The sequence below is a fragment of the Pseudoalteromonas sp. AOP7-A1-14 genome (assembly GCF_052376275.1).
Classification (GTDB): Bacteria; Pseudomonadota; Gammaproteobacteria; order Enterobacterales; family Alteromonadaceae; genus Pseudoalteromonas.
In genome coordinates this window covers 25034-39948 of the sequence record NZ_JBQSVO010000018.1, presented here as the reverse complement: position 1 = coordinate 39948, position 14915 = coordinate 25034, and the positions used below count along the sequence as shown (strand labels likewise).

Here is a 14915-nt window from a genome sequence, read left to right as displayed (position 1 = left end):
AGGCCGATGAAGAAACTTAAATATCCCGATACCCTATGAAGCTGGCTTACTTGTGAGAGTGCAAGAGGCGAGATAAAGAGTGTAAGTAGTATAGATTTCTTAAAATAGTTCATTCGAAAGTCCGGTATCACCTAACGCCTTGCTAGGCGTATTTTGCACTTAACTTTGACCAGCTTTGATAAGTACCAACACAATAGAGCATACCGATACTTAAACATATTGCGGAGCTTACAAGCCAAAATATAATACTATTTTCAGGAAACATAGGCATTAACACAACGAATACTACGCCACGTAGTACATAAATCGATGATATAAGTACCAAAGCTGTACGTAAAAGCGGAAGTTTAATAATTAACCTTGCACCAGATAACCCATAAACAGACCAAATTAAAAGTACTAAAACCAAAACAGATGTAACAATAGTAGGATAAGACTCTCCTGCTTCCGCCATCCTAGCCATTTGTTCACCAGCCCCAAAGAAGCGATACCAATCACCACCAAATATAATGCACCCTAAGTGAGCTAAAGCAGCAACTGCGCTGAAAAACCCACCCAACATAAGAGGTTTATTTGTACTTGAATCTAACATAATACTTCCTGTATATGCCTAACGCCTTAATAAAGGAAGTAAAAGCAAAGCTTTTGTTGTCCGGCCAAAGGCGTTAGTTACAAAATAAGGGGGGCTGTTCAGGAGCTACGCCACCCCTTATTTTTTGTTTGAGCAACTTGTTACTCTTTTTCTTAGCCATTACTTTATTGGTTCATAATACCTTTGGTCATATTCTCAATTATTTTCTTTTGTGCAAGCTGAGCATTTTTACACTCTTCTGTATCAGCATTTTTACCTTGCGCCATAAGCTTTGAACACTTTTGAGCTGTTTCAGCCAATAACTCTGGGTCTTCTACCAAATCATTAACACTAGGCGCTCCACAAGCAGTTAATAGCAATGCGAATGGTGCAACAAATAACATTTTTTTCATTTTTTATCTCCTCGTCCTATAAAAAATATAGACGCTAGACCGGACGAACAAAAAGCCTAACGTCCTAATAATAGGTTAAAATAGTAAGGAACAAAAACAGCCAACTGTTTTTTGTCCCTATTAATTAGCTTATTATAACTCACTTGCTACTTTAGGTTGCTTTTTTGATAAATACCAACAATATAACCAACTAGCAGGAAAGAAAAAGATACTTAAAAGCAAAGCTAGGAAGTCCAATATAAAGATATCATCCGTAAAAGGGGTTGTTGCAGCAATAGCAGCCTATACACACCACACTCAAATCAAGTTTAGGTTTAAACAAACTATCAATACCTTCAGCATCTTATATGTTTATTAAAAAGAGAATAGACGATAAGAAGCGGGAATAAAACGATTCATAAAAGTGGAACGCATAAAAGCACAGCAACAATCTCCATAATCTTGTATATCAGAGTTATACCATTTATTTTTCCGCATTTATTTTCATGTACACCGTGCTGTAAAGGCTTACAACTAAGCTAAGGGGGGGCAGGCACAAGAATGCCGCCCCGCGTATAAGTGCCCCTGCGACCGAAGGGAATGACTTGAGTGTTTTGTTAGGCATCCGGTTCAAGCTTTGCCTTTGCGGCCAAAATAAAACAACCTAGACTCGCAAAAGTGGCTAAGAAATAGGGTAAATCATTGTACAAATAAAAATTATCATGTGAAGCATCGCCTAATACCGAGGTACCAAAAGCTATTGAGACCATCGGGATAAGAATGGATATGAAAGTAAATAAAAACCCCAGCGACAGGTGCTTGTATATTTTATAACCAGACTGTTTTGCTCTTTTACGAAAGCTGAAATATAAGTAACCAAAGGTCAACACAACTAATAGCTGTAAAGTATTAAAAAGTATCCCTAGTCCTTTTTGCAACTCTAAAAATAAATCCATTGTTTCCGTTCACCTTTAAATCGCTTGACATAATGACTCCCACACGGTGTTAGCCTACGCTTTTGTGGGTTAGCTTAATTCAAAGCTAGAGTCATATAGTTGGTCAAATAACTAAACAGCAGAGGCTAACATCAATAAACATAGCATACTTTTTACCGGCCTTGGTACACTAAAAAATTGAATGAATCCGCCCTTATTGAAGAACATAGACGCGATCAACCTGTTCAATCCTCGGCCTCAAAAATTTCCGTTCAAAAGCTTGTTTGCCAGTTCGCAATTCTAAATACCCTCGCACGACAAAGCTAAACTAGACTAGACAGTCCCTCACTATTCGAACACATGAGATAGCGTCCTCCCTGCGATCTTATACGTTAGGAATGCCTGCAAGGTCTCTGCGTGATCGTGATGAGGTGAAAAAATATCACAATAAATATAGTTGACTGAAAGAAATATCCATAAAACTGATAAAATCTACTTCCTATCTCCATTTTATTCAACACCCTATACTTCTTCATCTTTTATATACGACTCTGATTTGAGTGGCGCATAACACTCTCGTTAAGGGGCAAATTGTAGTTGCTTAAAACGTAAAGCTAAGCGGAGCCAGAGCAGCTTGTTATATTTTTGTTCGCCATTCAGATATATCGTCACCATCCTGCGTAACTGACTCATAAGGTAATACATTTTCATGGGGAGTAGCGATATTGAATTCAAAGGGCATATCATCTAAAAAAAGTATATTTTCTTGAAATATTAGTTCTTTATTTTTAACATAACAAGTCCAAGTTCTAATAAAATTAGAACTTCCAGGGTTTGTAATAGAAGTAATAAAGGAGACGTCTTTACCTAAAGATAATTCTTCAGATGCTTTTAACCAATGTGCTTCATAATCACTCTTTGACCAAAAACAAAATTCCGATTCAAATGACTCAATAAAGTCATCAATTTGAATTTGCCCTTTCCCATCACTTGTAAATTGAAAAGCATACATACAAATTTAACACCGATTTATAGAAAATATAACGCCGCGCTATACAGTAGCGTTATAGTTGATTAATTTTTGGCAAACTTTATCGCTACAAATTCAAGCGAGCGAGTTTATGCGCTTGTTATGTTTTTCTACTCCCCCGCATGGTTACCAATCACTCGCATATTCTTTATTCGCTTTAAACGCTTCGACCTCTAAAGGAGCTTTGTCGTACCCATATTCTGCTAAATCCGAAAAGTGCTGAGTTATTATGTGGTCGAGACTGGTTCGTTCAATTTGGAGTACATGTACCAATTCATGAGCAAGCTTTGCCCTATCCAGTTCATAACCATTACGAACATAAATTGAGTAACCGAACACTTGGGCATTGTTGATGATATCTTCACCAATGAATCCGAGTGCTTCACCTAGTGTTTTCAGGGCAAAGTTTTCGTATGGGAACGGAACTTCATCCACATACACAATCCTTACTTTATCTGGGTTTTGAATTCCTATATCGGTTGCTAAAGAAAATTCTTGTGCATTTAAAGGTGTTCCAGACTCCAAACCTTGTCTATCAGTTTCATACGCCCAGTCAATATACTGTGGCAGCAATATTTTTGAGATAACTTTCTGGTAAGACAGTGCTGCTACCACAATGGCAACGACCAAGATGCACGTTGTAAACTTGATGAACTTCATGTATTTCAAATCCTTTTCTAAAAAAATCTAGTGTTCTGCGGGAAAAGTCCTAACCATTATATCTACGACATTTGCCGTTTTATAAACCGAAAAATATCCATATACTACAACGCTTTTATCTTAGCTATCAAATAAACATCTATAAACAATTAGTTAAGTTAGACGCGTACTTTATAATTGTAGGAATATACAAAGTGGTGGAGAACAGTAATATTAGATAAAACACAAAGTACTGTTTAATTCGAACGATTTAATCGCAATTAAGCCATAGCGATGTGCGAACCGAGTTAACTACAAGCCACTAATTTTACTCTCGCCAATTGACCATTATTAAATTTAGAATTTACACTATAAAAAAGCCGCTGTTTTTATAAACAGCGGCCTCTTAAAATTTATAGATCTAAAACTTATTTTATCACTTCTAACCCACCCATATATGGGCGTAGCACTTTAGGCACAATTACTGAGCCGTCGGCTTGTTGGTAGTTTTCTAAAATAGCGACAAGTGTACGGCCTACCGCTAAACCTGAGCCGTTTAGTGTGTGCAATAACTCTGGTTTTTTCTCGCCTGCACGGCGAAAACGTGCTTGCATACGGCGCGCTTGAAAGTCGGCCATGTTTGAACATGATGAGATTTCTCGGTAAGTATCTTGTGCGGGTACCCACACTTCTAAGTCGTAGGTTTTTGCAGAGCCAAAGCCCATGTCGCCCATACATAAAATCACTTTACGGTACGGTAATTCTAATGCTTGTAAGATTTGTTCAGCGTGACCTGTTAGCTCTTCTAGAGCTTGCATTGAATCTTCAGGTTTTACAAGCTGAACAAGCTCTACTTTATCAAACTGATGCTGACGGATAAGGCCACGGGTATCACGCCCGTAACTGCCCGCTTCACTTCTAAAGCACGGCGTATGTGCAGTTAAGCGAATAGGTAAGTCTTTTTCGTCGTAAATTTCATCTCGAGCGCTGTTAGTAAGTGGCACTTCTGCTGTTGGAATTAAGCTAAAGCCTTCTTGCTCTTCGCCGTCATCGTTTACTAGCCCTTTGGTGTGAAATAAATCTTCTGCAAATTTAGGTAACTGCCCAGTACCGTAAAGGCTGTCGCGGTTAACTAGGTACGGCACGTACATTTCTGTGTAGCCATTTTTGTCTGTGTGAGTGTCTAGCATAAATTGTACTAGCGCACGGTGCATACGCGCGGTTGCACCACGCATAACAGTAAAACGAGAGCCCGTAATTTTAACGCCCATTTCAAAATCAAGGCCGTTCAAGTCTTGCCCTAAATCAACATGATCTTTAACCTCAAAATCGTACTTTTTAGGCGTACCCCATGTTGAAATCTCAACATTATCAGATTCATCCGCACCTTCTGGTACCGACTCGTCAGGTAAATTAGGGATAGCTAAAGAAATTTGTTTTAGCTGCTCTAAAATAGTGTCTTGTTCGGCTTTAACGCTATCAAGCTGCGCGCCTAAATCACTTACCGCGTCTAATAATGGCTGTACGTCCTCACCTTTGGCTTTTGCTTGGCCAATGGCTTTGGAGCTGCTGTTACGCTCACTTTGAAGCTCTTGCGTTTTTACTTGAAGTGTTTTGCGTTTTTCTTCAAGAGCAGTTACTGCTTTAGTATCAAGCTCATAACCTCGTGCGGCTAAACGCGCTGCGGTTTGTTCGATATCTTGACGTAATAATTTAGAATCTAACATGTTAGTTTTTTAACCTTTTTGCATTACCAGCTGAAGGCCCAGCCAAGCCATAAAAATACAGACCGTCACGTTTAAGACGATATTGAGGGCCATTTTAAAAAAGTGACCTTGTTGCAATAACAACAACGAATCCATTGAAAATGTTGAAAAGGTGGTCAATGCACCTAAAAAGCCTATTCCAATTAAGGTTTTAGCGGGGCTAACAGCGATTATATCTTTTTCAATCAAGCCGTATAAAATGCCCATCAACAATGAACCCAGAATATTAACCGTCAACGTACCAAAAGGGAATCCCCTACCCAGCAGTTTTACCATGGTTTCGCTAATAAAGTACCGTAAGCAAGCGCCTGATGCACCGCCAAAGGCGATCATCATGTAAAGTTTAACTGTTGTCATAACGTTTCAGGTCACTTTCTTGGTCGCGCTGCTGTAAGTATTCGAGCTTTTGTTTTATTTTTTGCTCAAGCCCGCGATCGCTTGGCTGATAATAACGTTTGCCATCCATTTCTTCTGGAAGGTATTTTTCACCCGCTGCAAACGCACCTTCTTCATTGTGAGCATAGCGATACTCAGCGCCGTAGCCTAAGTCTTTCATTAGATTCGTTGGGGCATTACGCAAGTGTTCTGGAACCGGGTAACTTGGTTCATTTTGTGCGTCTGTTTTAGCTTGATTAAAAGCCATATACACAGCGTTACTTTTTGGTGCGCTGGCTAAATAAAGTGTGGCTTGTGCTATTGCCCGCTCGCCTTCGCTTGGCCCTACGCGCTGGAAAATATCCCACGCATTAAGTGCAACTTCCATCGCTCTTGGATCTGCGTTGCCAATGTCTTCGGTAGCAATAGCTAATAAACGTCTTGCTACATATAAAGGATCGCCGCCGCCTGCTAAAATGCGGCAATACCAATACAGTGCGCCATCGGGTGAGCTACCTCGTACTGACTTATGAAACGCCGATATTAAGTCGTAAAATTCATCTCCGCCGTTGTCATACTTAGCTAAATGAGTAGGCAAAACTTGGCTTAAAATATGTTCGTCAACGACATACTGACCATTTTGCTCATTAGTTAGATCAATTGCTTGCTCAAGTAAATTAAGTACTTTACGGGCATCGCCATCACTTGCTTGGCAAAGCGCTTTTTTAGCGTTATCAGCAAGTATTATGGTTTTGCTGCACAGTTCAGCGTCGTTTTTAAGGGCACGTTCGATCACTAGGTGTAAATCAGGTTCTTGTAATGACTTAAGTACATATACCCTAGCGCGAGATAAAATAGCGTTATTAAGTGCAAAAGATGGGTTTTCGGTAGTTGCGCCAACAAAAATAAATGTGCCGTCTTCAATATGAGGCAAAAACGCATCTTGCTGAGATTTATTAAAGCGGTGTACTTCGTCAACAAATAATAAGGTACGCTGACCGCGCCCTTCAAGGTTATTTTTAGCCTCACTTACCGCATCACGAATATCTTTAACACCGGCAGTCACCGCTGACATTTGAATAAGTGCAGCATCTGCGTGATTAGCAATAATTTGCGCTAATGTAGTTTTACCCACACCAGGCGGGCCCCATAAAATGAGGCTATGACAACGCCCTGCAAGAATGGCCTGATAAAGCGGTTTGTCTTGGCTTAGAAGGTGTTGCTGGCCGATATATTCGTTCAGTGAATTTGGCCGCATACGCGCCGCAAGGGGACGTACATCGGGGCCGAAATTGAAGCCTAAATTACTCAATGTATATACTCATTTTCCTTGTCCATTTAGCTTAACACTTGCATTTTTACGCTAGTGACCTTGGCTTTGGTCGTCTACATCAACACCCTCTGGGATGGTAAATTCAAAGGTTGATTCTGCAAGATTCTCGTTTATTACTGGGTTGCTAAAAGTAAATAAAGATGACTGCCCTGAGCTGTCTTTAACCATTAACTTAGCTAAACCTTGCTGCTTTGCAGCAAAAACAATATCAAGCTGTTCAACTTGACTTTCAATACCTTGATTAGGTGTGACACTAAAACCATTATCGGTAGCGGTTACTTGATACTTTTGCCACTGTGCAGGATCTTTAGAGGTTAATAGCACAAATGGTGTTGAATCAATTAAGCTGTTGGTATTCATAATGGTTACTTGCTCAGCAAAGCTGTCAAAATAATAGGTTTTATTGCCATTTGATACAAATAAGGTGTCGTCAGGGCTTGTTTGCTGCCAGCGGATCATCATCGGTTGTTGTAAGGCAATATCGCCTTTTCCTTCCATGATGGTTTCGCCTTGGCCATCTGTTACACTTTGAGAAAACTGCGCTTTAAAGCTTTCAATCGATTGCAATTTTTGCTGCAGTTCTTGGCTGTCGTTTTCGTTGGCAACACTTTGCGCCGAAACAAGGCACGTAAGGACCAATGCTAAATAGTTAATTTTTTTCATTAATTTGCTCCATTATTGGGCACTAATACTTCACGAGCACCATTGTGACCTGGTGAGCTGACAATTCCCGAAGTTTCCATTTGTTCAACTAAACGGGCAGCACGGTTATAACCTACGCGCAGTTTACGTTGCACGCTTGATACTGACACCTTGCCCGATTCAATAACAAATGAAACGGCTTCATCATAAAGTGGATCGGATTCATCATCGCTGTTTTCATTGTTTTCGCCTGGCAACAAAATATCTTCTGTGGCATTACCGTTGAGAATCTCATCAATGTAATTAGGCTTTTCGCGTTTTTTCCAGTCATCAACTACAGCATGGACTTCATGGTCATCAACAAATGCACCATGTACACGCACTGGCACACTAGTACCTGGCGGTAAGTAAAGCATATCACCCATACCGAGTAAGTTTTCAGCACCTTGTTGGTCTAAAATAGTACGTGAATCAATTTTACTTGAAACCTGAAACGCCATGCGTGTGGGTATATTGGCTTTAATTAAGCCGGTAATAACATCAACCGATGGACGCTGTGTTGCTAATATTAAATGAATTCCTGCTGCACGCGCTTTTTGGGCTATACGCGCAATTAGCTCTTCAACTTTCTTACCTACAATCATCATCATGTCGGCAAATTCGTCAATAACGACTACAATGCTTGGCAGTTTACCTAATTCATCTGGGCCTTCTTTCATGCCATCGGTGTCTTTAAATAGCGGATCCATTATTGGATGCCCCGCTTCTTTAGCATCTAACACTTTTTGGTTGTAACCTTTTAAGTTACGCACACCCAGCGCCGACATTAATTTGTAGCGACGTTCCATTTCACCTACACACCAACGCAATGCGTTAGCGGCTTCTTTCATATCGGTGACTACTTCACACAATAAATGTGGAATACCACCGTACACCGATAACTCAAGCATTTTCGGATCAATCATGATCATACGAACATCATCAGGCCCTGATTTATACAGTAAGCTTAATATCATCACATTAACGCCCACTGACTTACCTGACCCGGTAGTACCTGCAACAAGCAAATGTGGCATTTTGCCAAGATCAGCACAAATCGGCTCTCCGGCAATATCTTTACCGAGTACCATAGTGAGTGGTGATGGGTTTTGTTCAAATTTTGGCGCATCAATAACTTCAGACAAGCGGACAATTTCACGGTGTTTATTTGGCAGCTCTATACCAACATAAGTTTTACCTGGAATAACTTCCACGACACGTACACTTACAGCCGATAATGAACGGGCTAAGTCTTTAGCAAGCCCGGTAATTTTAGAGACTTTAATACCTGGAGCTAAATCAAGCTCAAAACGTGTAACAACCGGGCCTGGGTAAACGCCGACTACGGCGGCTTGCACATTAAAATCAAGTAGTTTAGTTTCTACTAAGCGCGATACTGCCTCTAATTCTTCGGGCGAGATTGGGTTTTTAGCTTTGTCTGGTCTGTCGAGCAAATCGAGTGTTGGCAACGGCGCACTCGGTGGTTCCTCATCCAATAACTGTTCAAATTTTTCTTTTGCCGTTGGTGGAGGCTGATAAGTACTTTTTGGTTTAGGCATTGGCCTTGCTGGTGAAACCACCGTTGTTGTTGGCTTTTGCGCTTCAGCTACTTCACTTTGATCAAGCGCATTTAATTCAGTAACCGTATCAAGAGGCTCATCATCAATGGCGCTAAAATTAATTTCTTGGTCTAGAATATCGTCAAGATCATCAAAAGGAGATGGCTCGTTTTTTGTGTCTTCTTTTTGCTTGGCGGCTGATTTTGACGTTTTAGCTGGAGCTGGCTCGTTAAAATTAATCTCATCTATGGCATCATCTGACCCAGAAAACTCTGCATCACTTCGTTTAGGCTCATCAAGCGCGGAGCGTTCACGGTCCAACCAGCCTTTTAAGTGATAATGAGCAAGGTTATAAATACTAACAACCAAATCACCTAGCCAATCAACAAACTGCACCCATGAGACACCAGTTAAAAGCGTTAAACCAGCAAAGAAAAAACATAATAGTAAAATAGACGTGCCAGTAAAATTAAACGCAGGCATCATTGCTGAAGCAATAACATCCCCCACTACTCCCCCTGATGAAAAGTTATAGATGTCATCAAAGTTAATACTGCTAATTGCCGACGCTGAGGTAATAAACAGAGTAAGACCAATCACACGCAGCGCTAAAGTGGTGTAATCGAGCTGAAAAATTTTATGTGGCTGCTTAAATAATAAATAACCAAAGAGTTGAATACCCGCAGGTACAAAATAAGCAAGCCAGCCAAATGTAAGCAGTAATATATCCGCGATCCACGCACCTGCCGTGCCAGTGATATTTTTTACTTTTACAAATTCGCCTGTTTGCGACCAAGCAGGGTCCGCCGGATCAAAACTAATCAGGGCACACAAAATAAATACCGCAGCAAATGTGCTGATGATAAGCCCTGCTTCTAATAGTCTTTGCACACCATTTAGGCGCATAATTCCCTATTCCTCTTTATTATCTTTATCGTCACTGCTGTGCTGTTAATAAACACCACTTTTGAGATGCATTTAAGCAAAATACTTTAGCAGAAAAAGCTTTTTGATGCACTCTATCTTATCTAAGCTTGCCTGATTATGAACAAGTTTTTTGTGATTGCTTGCTCGATGAGTAAACTAGTTAACGTACGGACGGATGATCATCCCTTGCTCGCCTTTAACTTCTTCCATCACTACATAAGTTCGGCTTTCACTAACGTTGGGTAACTTCAATAATATATCACCGAGCACACCACGATATTCGGACATATCATTTACCCGCGTTTTTAATAAAAAATCAAAATTCCCTGATACTAAATGACACTCTATTATTTCTTCGTGCTTTTTTACGGCAGCACTAAACTCATCAAATACATCCGCAGAGGTCTTAATAATTGTAACCTCCACATAAACCGACAAGCCTTGTCCAAGTTTGGCAGAATCAACCACCGCTTTATATCCTAAAATATAGCCTTCTCGTTCAAGCTTTTTTACTCGCTCTAAACATGGGGTGGCACTTAAGCCTACTCGCCTTGCTAATTCTACATTTGAAATACGGCCATCGAGCTGTAATTCCATTAAAATTTTACGGTCAATTCGGTCCAATAATTCATGCATAGTGCCAACTAGTTTTTTTAACTAAATAAAACAATTTATAGACTATAACACTATAAACAAACCTAAAAAAGGTGAGACACACTGGCTTATCATGAATATAATAGTGGAAAATTTTATCAAGCTTTATAAAGGCGAATTTTATGATTATTGGTGTACCTAAAGAAATTAAAAACCATGAATACCGTGTAGGTATGGTTCCTGCGAGCGTACGTGAACTTGTAAACCACGGCCACCAAGTATTTGTTGAAACAGATGCTGGTATGGGCATTGGCTTTACTAACGAAGACTACACATTAGCGGGTGCAGAAATTTTGCCAACCGCTGCAGATGTGTTTGCAAAAGCTGACATGATCATAAAAGTAAAAGAGCCACAAGCTGTTGAACGTGCGATGTTACGTGAAGAGCAAATTCTTTTCACTTACCTGCACCTTGCACCTGATCTTCCACAAACTGAAGAGCTTGTTAAAAGTGGTTCTATCTGTATCGCTTATGAAACAATTACTGATTCACGTGGTGGTTTACCGCTTCTTGCGCCTATGAGCGAAGTAGCTGGTCGTATGTCAATTCAAGCCGGTGCACAAGCACTTGAAAAATCAAACCACGGCCGTGGTATGTTACTTGGTGGTGTACCTGGTGTTGAGGCAGCTAAAGTTGTTGTTATTGGCGGCGGTATGGTTGGTCGTAGTGCAGCGCAAATGGCTATTGGCTTAGGTGCTGAGGTTGTTGTTCTTGATCGTAATATCGACGTGCTACGTGCTCTTGATGCACAATTTGGTAATAAAGTTAAAGCTATTTACTCAACTGCTGATGCCCTTGAAAAGCATGTACTAGAAGCTGATTTAGTTATTGGTGGTGTACTTATTCCAGGTGCTGCGGCACCTAAGCTTGTAACTAGCGATCACATTAAAGCAATGAAACCAGGCTCTGCAATTGTTGATGTTGCAATTGACCAAGGCGGTTGTATCGCAACCTCTAAAGCAACAACCCATGCAGATCCTACTTTTATTGTTGATGACGTGGTTCACTATTGTGTTGCTAACATGCCAGGTGCGGTACCACGTACTTCTACGTTTGCACTTAATAATGCTACGCTACCTTTCATTATTAACCTTGCAAACAAAGGTTATAAAAAGGCGCTACTTGATGACGAGCACTTCTTAGAAGGCTTAAACGTACTGAAAGGCAAAGTGACTTACAAAGAAGTTGCTGAAGCGTTCAATATGCCTTACGAAGATCCTCGTACAGCAGTTGAAAACGCTTAGTGTGAACGCCGTAAATATGCGGAACTAACAATTAAAAAAAGCAGCGAATTCGCTGCTTTTTTTTTATCTGCATAAATCTTAAAGATATAGACTAAACAGTCTAAATAAAACGTTTGATTATAAAGTCCATTTTAACACGCTTAGCTTGCCCTAATAGCTTTTTAACCGGTGCCGGATAATCGTCTACCGTTTCTAAATCTTCAGCACCTGTCAAACGTCGGCAATGGGTTAAAATCGCTTGCTTTTCGTTTTCAATAGCAGGCATTAGTGACTGCTCTGGGTCATCAATTAAAATACCATTTTCAATATCAAGCCCCCATGCACGAGGGTTTAAGTTATGGCCGCTCAATAAGTGAGTGCGTTTGTCGCTGCAAATACCTTTTAGGTGAAATGAATTACTCTCGTGTTGCCATAAGTAAACATTCAAGTTGCCATTGGTAATATGGCGTTTTTGCGATTTTAAGAACTTATATAAAATCGTTTCATATAAATAAGGCAACGCCCCTACTTTGCTAAATGGTTCGCTTGGCGGTAAGTAAAAGTCATTAGCGGTTTTATCACCAACAATTATAGTTACGTTTTTACCTTGTTTAAGTAAACGCCTAAGTGAGCGCATTAATGGCGCTGGAAAATTAAAGTACGGGGTATACAGTACAAGCTCTTGTTCAGTATTATCAAATAATGATTTTATAACTCGATTTAAACGATTACCACGTCTACCAAGGCCTAAAAACAATCGAATATCTAACGGCGAGTCATGCTTAATTGCCCCATTATTATAACTGGCTGACTTTAAATCTCGCGTTAATTGTTTTTGGTCAAAACGGATATCGTTAAACCTAGTTAATGGCCGTGTGTCTAAGCGCGGCACCGCTGGTGAATTCAGCAAATGCTCGCTAATAAACTGAATAATAGAGTCACACAAAGCGGCTTGTTTGATAACAAAATAACGGTCTAAGCGGTAACGTTGTTCATATTGTAAGTAAACATTGTTTAAACTTGCCCCGCTATAAAGCAAAGTATCGTCAATCACAAAACCTTTCAGGTGTAATACACCAAATAGCTCTTTGGCCTTTACTGGTACACCATAAACTTCAACGTTCGATTGGTATTTTTGCTGATATTCGCAATAAAGACTTGCGTTACCGTCTGATTTTTTTGCGCCAATTAAACCTCGCTGAGCACGATGAAAGTCCACCAACACTTTTACTTCAAGTGCAGGGTTAGCAAGTGAGGCTTCATGCAGTGCAGTTAATACTTCTCGCCCTGCTTCATCATTTTGTAAATAGAGTGTCGTTATGTAAATACGTGTTTTCGCACCTGCGATAAGTGCTAATAAATGCGTGCGATATTCTTGTGCATTGGTCAAGACGTTAACGTCTTTTGAAGTTAACCCAAAACCAGGTTTTTCCTGCCAAAATAACATAGTTGCCTATTCACTTAAGTCGCCTTTTAAGGCTGACAAATCATAATTAGCTAAAACATACCAAAAAAACATGCTGTGGTCATGGTTTTACGCGCTATTGTTGATTATTAGCTTATAAAACAAGCAATGTAATCATAATAAAGTACACAATATCTGACAGCTTGGTGATTTGAATAAAATAATTATCCGGAATTTTGTTTACATCCGCCTTGTTTTTCTTAGAATTGAACTCATTAAAAGAGAATTGAAACGTTTAGGAAAAAAACATGAGTGAAGCAAAACATTGTAAGTTGTTAATTTTAGGCTCTGGCCCTGCGGGTTATACCGCAGCCGTATACGCTGCCCGCGCTAATTTAAACCCAGTTTTAATTACTGGCATTCAACAAGGTGGTCAACTAACGACCACGACTGAAGTTGAAAACTGGCCAGGTGACGCACATGGCCTAACGGGTCCTGCACTAATGGACCGGATGAAAGAGCATGCTGAACGTTTTGAAACTGAAATTGTGTTTGATCACATTAATAAAGTAGACGTATCAAAGCGCCCATTTACCCTAACAGGTGACCAAGGTACTTATACTTGTGACGCGCTCATTATCGCCACTGGTGCTTCAGCTAAATACTTAGGGCTAGAATCAGAGACTAACTTCCAAGGCCGTGGCGTATCAGCCTGTGCGACTTGTGATGGTTTCTTTTATAAAGGCCAAAAGGTAGCAGTTGTTGGCGGTGGTAATACGGCAGTTGAAGAAGCACTTTATTTATCTAACATTGCTGACGAAGTGCATGTTATTCACCGCCGTGATAGTTTTCGCAGTGAAAAAATTCTAGCCGATCGCCTTGCTGAAAAAGCGGCGAATGGCAATGTGGTTATGCATTACAACCGCACACTAGACGAAGTACTAGGCGACCAAATGGGCGTCACTGGCGTACGCATTAAAGATGTCGAGTCTGGTGACACTGAAGAACTTGATTTAGCCGGTGTGTTTATTGCTATCGGCCATAAACCAAATACCGATATGTTTGCAGATCAGTTAACAATGAAAGATGGTTACCTTGTCGTTGAATCAGGCTTACATGGTAATGCAACACAAACCAGCGTACCGGGCGTATTTGCAGCAGGCGATGTATCTGATCATATTTATCGTCAAGCGATTACCTCAGCGGGCACAGGCTGCATGGCAGCCCTAGATGCAGAGCGCTTCTTAGATAACCTTTAATAGTATTTATACCTTAGGGTAAATTTTGAGGGCTGAGTATTCAGCCCTTTTTTGTGCCTTAATCAAAAGCGCATATATAAACGCAAAGTATGCGGTAGTGACATTCACTGCCGTTATAATAAAGATTCATCTTATATATACAGTATATATTGTAAGTGCGATAGGA

15 protein-coding genes are annotated in these 14915 nt (G+C 40.2%); 2 read left to right on the top strand and 13 right to left on the bottom strand.

Annotated features, from left to right (window positions below; genetic code table 11):
- Positions 1–142: 142 nt before the first annotated feature.
- The 12 genes from ACT3RM_RS05195 to lrp all read right to left on the bottom strand — a co-directional run bounded on the left by ACT3RM_RS05195 (position 143) and on the right by lrp (position 10844).
- Positions 143–592, bottom strand: a complete 450-nt coding sequence (locus ACT3RM_RS05195; protein ID WP_441835573.1) for a hypothetical protein — start codon at positions 590–592, stop codon at positions 143–145.
- 164 nt (positions 593–756) lie between these two features.
- Positions 757–984, bottom strand: a complete 228-nt coding sequence (locus tag ACT3RM_RS05190; protein WP_441835574.1) for an EexN family lipoprotein — start codon at positions 982–984, stop codon at positions 757–759.
- A 596-nt stretch (positions 985–1580) separates the two neighbouring features.
- Positions 1581–1919 carry a hypothetical protein gene (locus ACT3RM_RS05185; RefSeq protein ID WP_441835575.1) on the bottom strand — a complete coding sequence of 113 codons (339 nt, stop codon included), beginning with the start codon at positions 1917–1919 and terminating at the stop codon, positions 1581–1583.
- A 327-nt stretch (positions 1920–2246) separates the two neighbouring features.
- The gene (locus ACT3RM_RS05180) at positions 2247–2390 is read right to left on the bottom strand and encodes a DUF6326 family protein (RefSeq protein WP_441835586.1); all 144 of its coding nucleotides are present in this window, start codon (positions 2388–2390) and stop codon (positions 2247–2249) included.
- A gap of 145 nt (positions 2391–2535) precedes the next feature.
- Positions 2536–2910 (bottom strand): hypothetical protein, encoded by a 375-nt coding sequence (locus ACT3RM_RS05175; protein WP_441835576.1) that lies wholly within the window; start codon positions 2908–2910, stop codon positions 2536–2538.
- A 144-nt stretch (positions 2911–3054) separates the two neighbouring features.
- Positions 3055–3588: a hypothetical protein gene (locus tag ACT3RM_RS05170; protein WP_441835577.1), complete on the bottom strand. Its 534-nt coding sequence runs from the start codon at positions 3586–3588 to the stop codon at positions 3055–3057.
- Between the two features lie 407 nt (positions 3589–3995).
- Entirely contained in the window at positions 3996–5294 is a 1299-nt protein-coding gene (serS, locus tag ACT3RM_RS05165; RefSeq protein ID WP_441835578.1) for a serine--tRNA ligase, read from the bottom strand.
- Positions 5295–5303: 9 nt separating this feature from the next.
- Entirely contained in the window at positions 5304–5690 is a 387-nt protein-coding gene (gene crcB, locus ACT3RM_RS05160) for a fluoride efflux transporter CrcB (protein WP_441835579.1), read from the bottom strand.
- Positions 5677–7020, bottom strand: a complete 1344-nt coding sequence (locus tag ACT3RM_RS05155) for a replication-associated recombination protein A (RefSeq protein ID WP_441835580.1) — start codon at positions 7018–7020, stop codon at positions 5677–5679. Before ACT3RM_RS05155 ends, crcB begins: the two co-directional genes overlap by 14 nt.
- 51 nt (positions 7021–7071) lie before the next feature.
- The gene (gene lolA, locus ACT3RM_RS05150) at positions 7072–7704 is read right to left on the bottom strand and encodes an outer membrane lipoprotein chaperone LolA (protein ID WP_441994610.1); all 633 of its coding nucleotides are present in this window, start codon (positions 7702–7704) and stop codon (positions 7072–7074) included.
- Positions 7704–10187, bottom strand: coding sequence for a DNA translocase FtsK 4TM domain-containing protein (locus ACT3RM_RS05145; RefSeq protein WP_441835582.1), 2484 nt, complete (start codon positions 10185–10187; stop codon positions 7704–7706). Before ACT3RM_RS05145 ends, lolA begins: the two co-directional genes overlap by 1 nt.
- A gap of 177 nt (positions 10188–10364) precedes the next feature.
- Entirely contained in the window at positions 10365–10844 is a 480-nt protein-coding gene (lrp, locus tag ACT3RM_RS05140) for a leucine-responsive transcriptional regulator Lrp (RefSeq protein WP_441994611.1), read from the bottom strand.
- 140 nt (positions 10845–10984) lie between these two features.
- On the opposite strand from lrp, the gene ald reads away from it, so the two are divergent.
- A complete protein-coding gene (gene ald / locus ACT3RM_RS05135; protein ID WP_441835583.1) occupies positions 10985–12106 on the top strand; it encodes an alanine dehydrogenase in 1122 nt (373 codons plus the stop codon).
- A gap of 100 nt (positions 12107–12206) precedes the next feature.
- Here the strand turns inward: ald and pssA are convergent, their stop codons facing one another.
- Positions 12207–13532 carry a CDP-diacylglycerol--serine O-phosphatidyltransferase gene (gene pssA, locus ACT3RM_RS05130; protein ID WP_441835584.1) on the bottom strand — a complete coding sequence of 442 codons (1326 nt, stop codon included), beginning with the start codon at positions 13530–13532 and terminating at the stop codon, positions 12207–12209.
- Between the two features lie 266 nt (positions 13533–13798).
- Here pssA and trxB point away from each other — a divergent pair, with 266 nt between their 5' ends.
- A complete protein-coding gene (gene trxB / locus ACT3RM_RS05125; RefSeq protein WP_441835585.1) occupies positions 13799–14749 on the top strand; it encodes a thioredoxin-disulfide reductase in 951 nt (316 codons plus the stop codon).
- Positions 14750–14915 lie beyond the last annotated feature (166 nt).

Excerpts from the sequence above, each read along its gene's own strand:
- serS (WP_441835578.1), bottom strand. The coding sequence starts at position 5,294 with ATGTTAGATTCTAAATTATTACGTCAAGATATCGAACAAACCGCAGCG.
- trxB (WP_441835585.1), top strand. The coding sequence starts at position 13,799 with ATGAGTGAAGCAAAACATTGTAAGTTGTTAATTTTAGGCTCTGGCCCT.
- ACT3RM_RS05145 (WP_441835582.1), bottom strand. The coding sequence starts at position 10,187 with ATGCGCCTAAATGGTGTGCAAAGACTATTAGAAGCAGGGCTTATCATC.
- lolA (WP_441994610.1), bottom strand. The coding sequence starts at position 7,704 with ATGAAAAAAATTAACTATTTAGCATTGGTCCTTACGTGCCTTGTTTCG.
- pssA (WP_441835584.1), bottom strand. The coding sequence starts at position 13,532 with ATGTTATTTTGGCAGGAAAAACCTGGTTTTGGGTTAACTTCAAAAGAC.
- lrp (WP_441994611.1), bottom strand. The coding sequence starts at position 10,844 with ATGCATGAATTATTGGACCGAATTGACCGTAAAATTTTAATGGAATTA.
- ACT3RM_RS05185 (WP_441835575.1), bottom strand. The coding sequence starts at position 1,919 with ATGGATTTATTTTTAGAGTTGCAAAAAGGACTAGGGATACTTTTTAAT.
- ACT3RM_RS05170 (WP_441835577.1), bottom strand. The coding sequence starts at position 3,588 with ATGAAGTTCATCAAGTTTACAACGTGCATCTTGGTCGTTGCCATTGTG.
- ACT3RM_RS05175 (WP_441835576.1), bottom strand. The coding sequence starts at position 2,910 with ATGTATGCTTTTCAATTTACAAGTGATGGGAAAGGGCAAATTCAAATT.
- ald (WP_441835583.1), top strand. The coding sequence starts at position 10,985 with ATGATTATTGGTGTACCTAAAGAAATTAAAAACCATGAATACCGTGTA.
- ACT3RM_RS05190 (WP_441835574.1), bottom strand. The coding sequence starts at position 984 with ATGAAAAAAATGTTATTTGTTGCACCATTCGCATTGCTATTAACTGCT.
- crcB (WP_441835579.1), bottom strand. The coding sequence starts at position 5,690 with ATGACAACAGTTAAACTTTACATGATGATCGCCTTTGGCGGTGCATCA.
- ACT3RM_RS05195 (WP_441835573.1), bottom strand. The coding sequence starts at position 592 with ATGTTAGATTCAAGTACAAATAAACCTCTTATGTTGGGTGGGTTTTTC.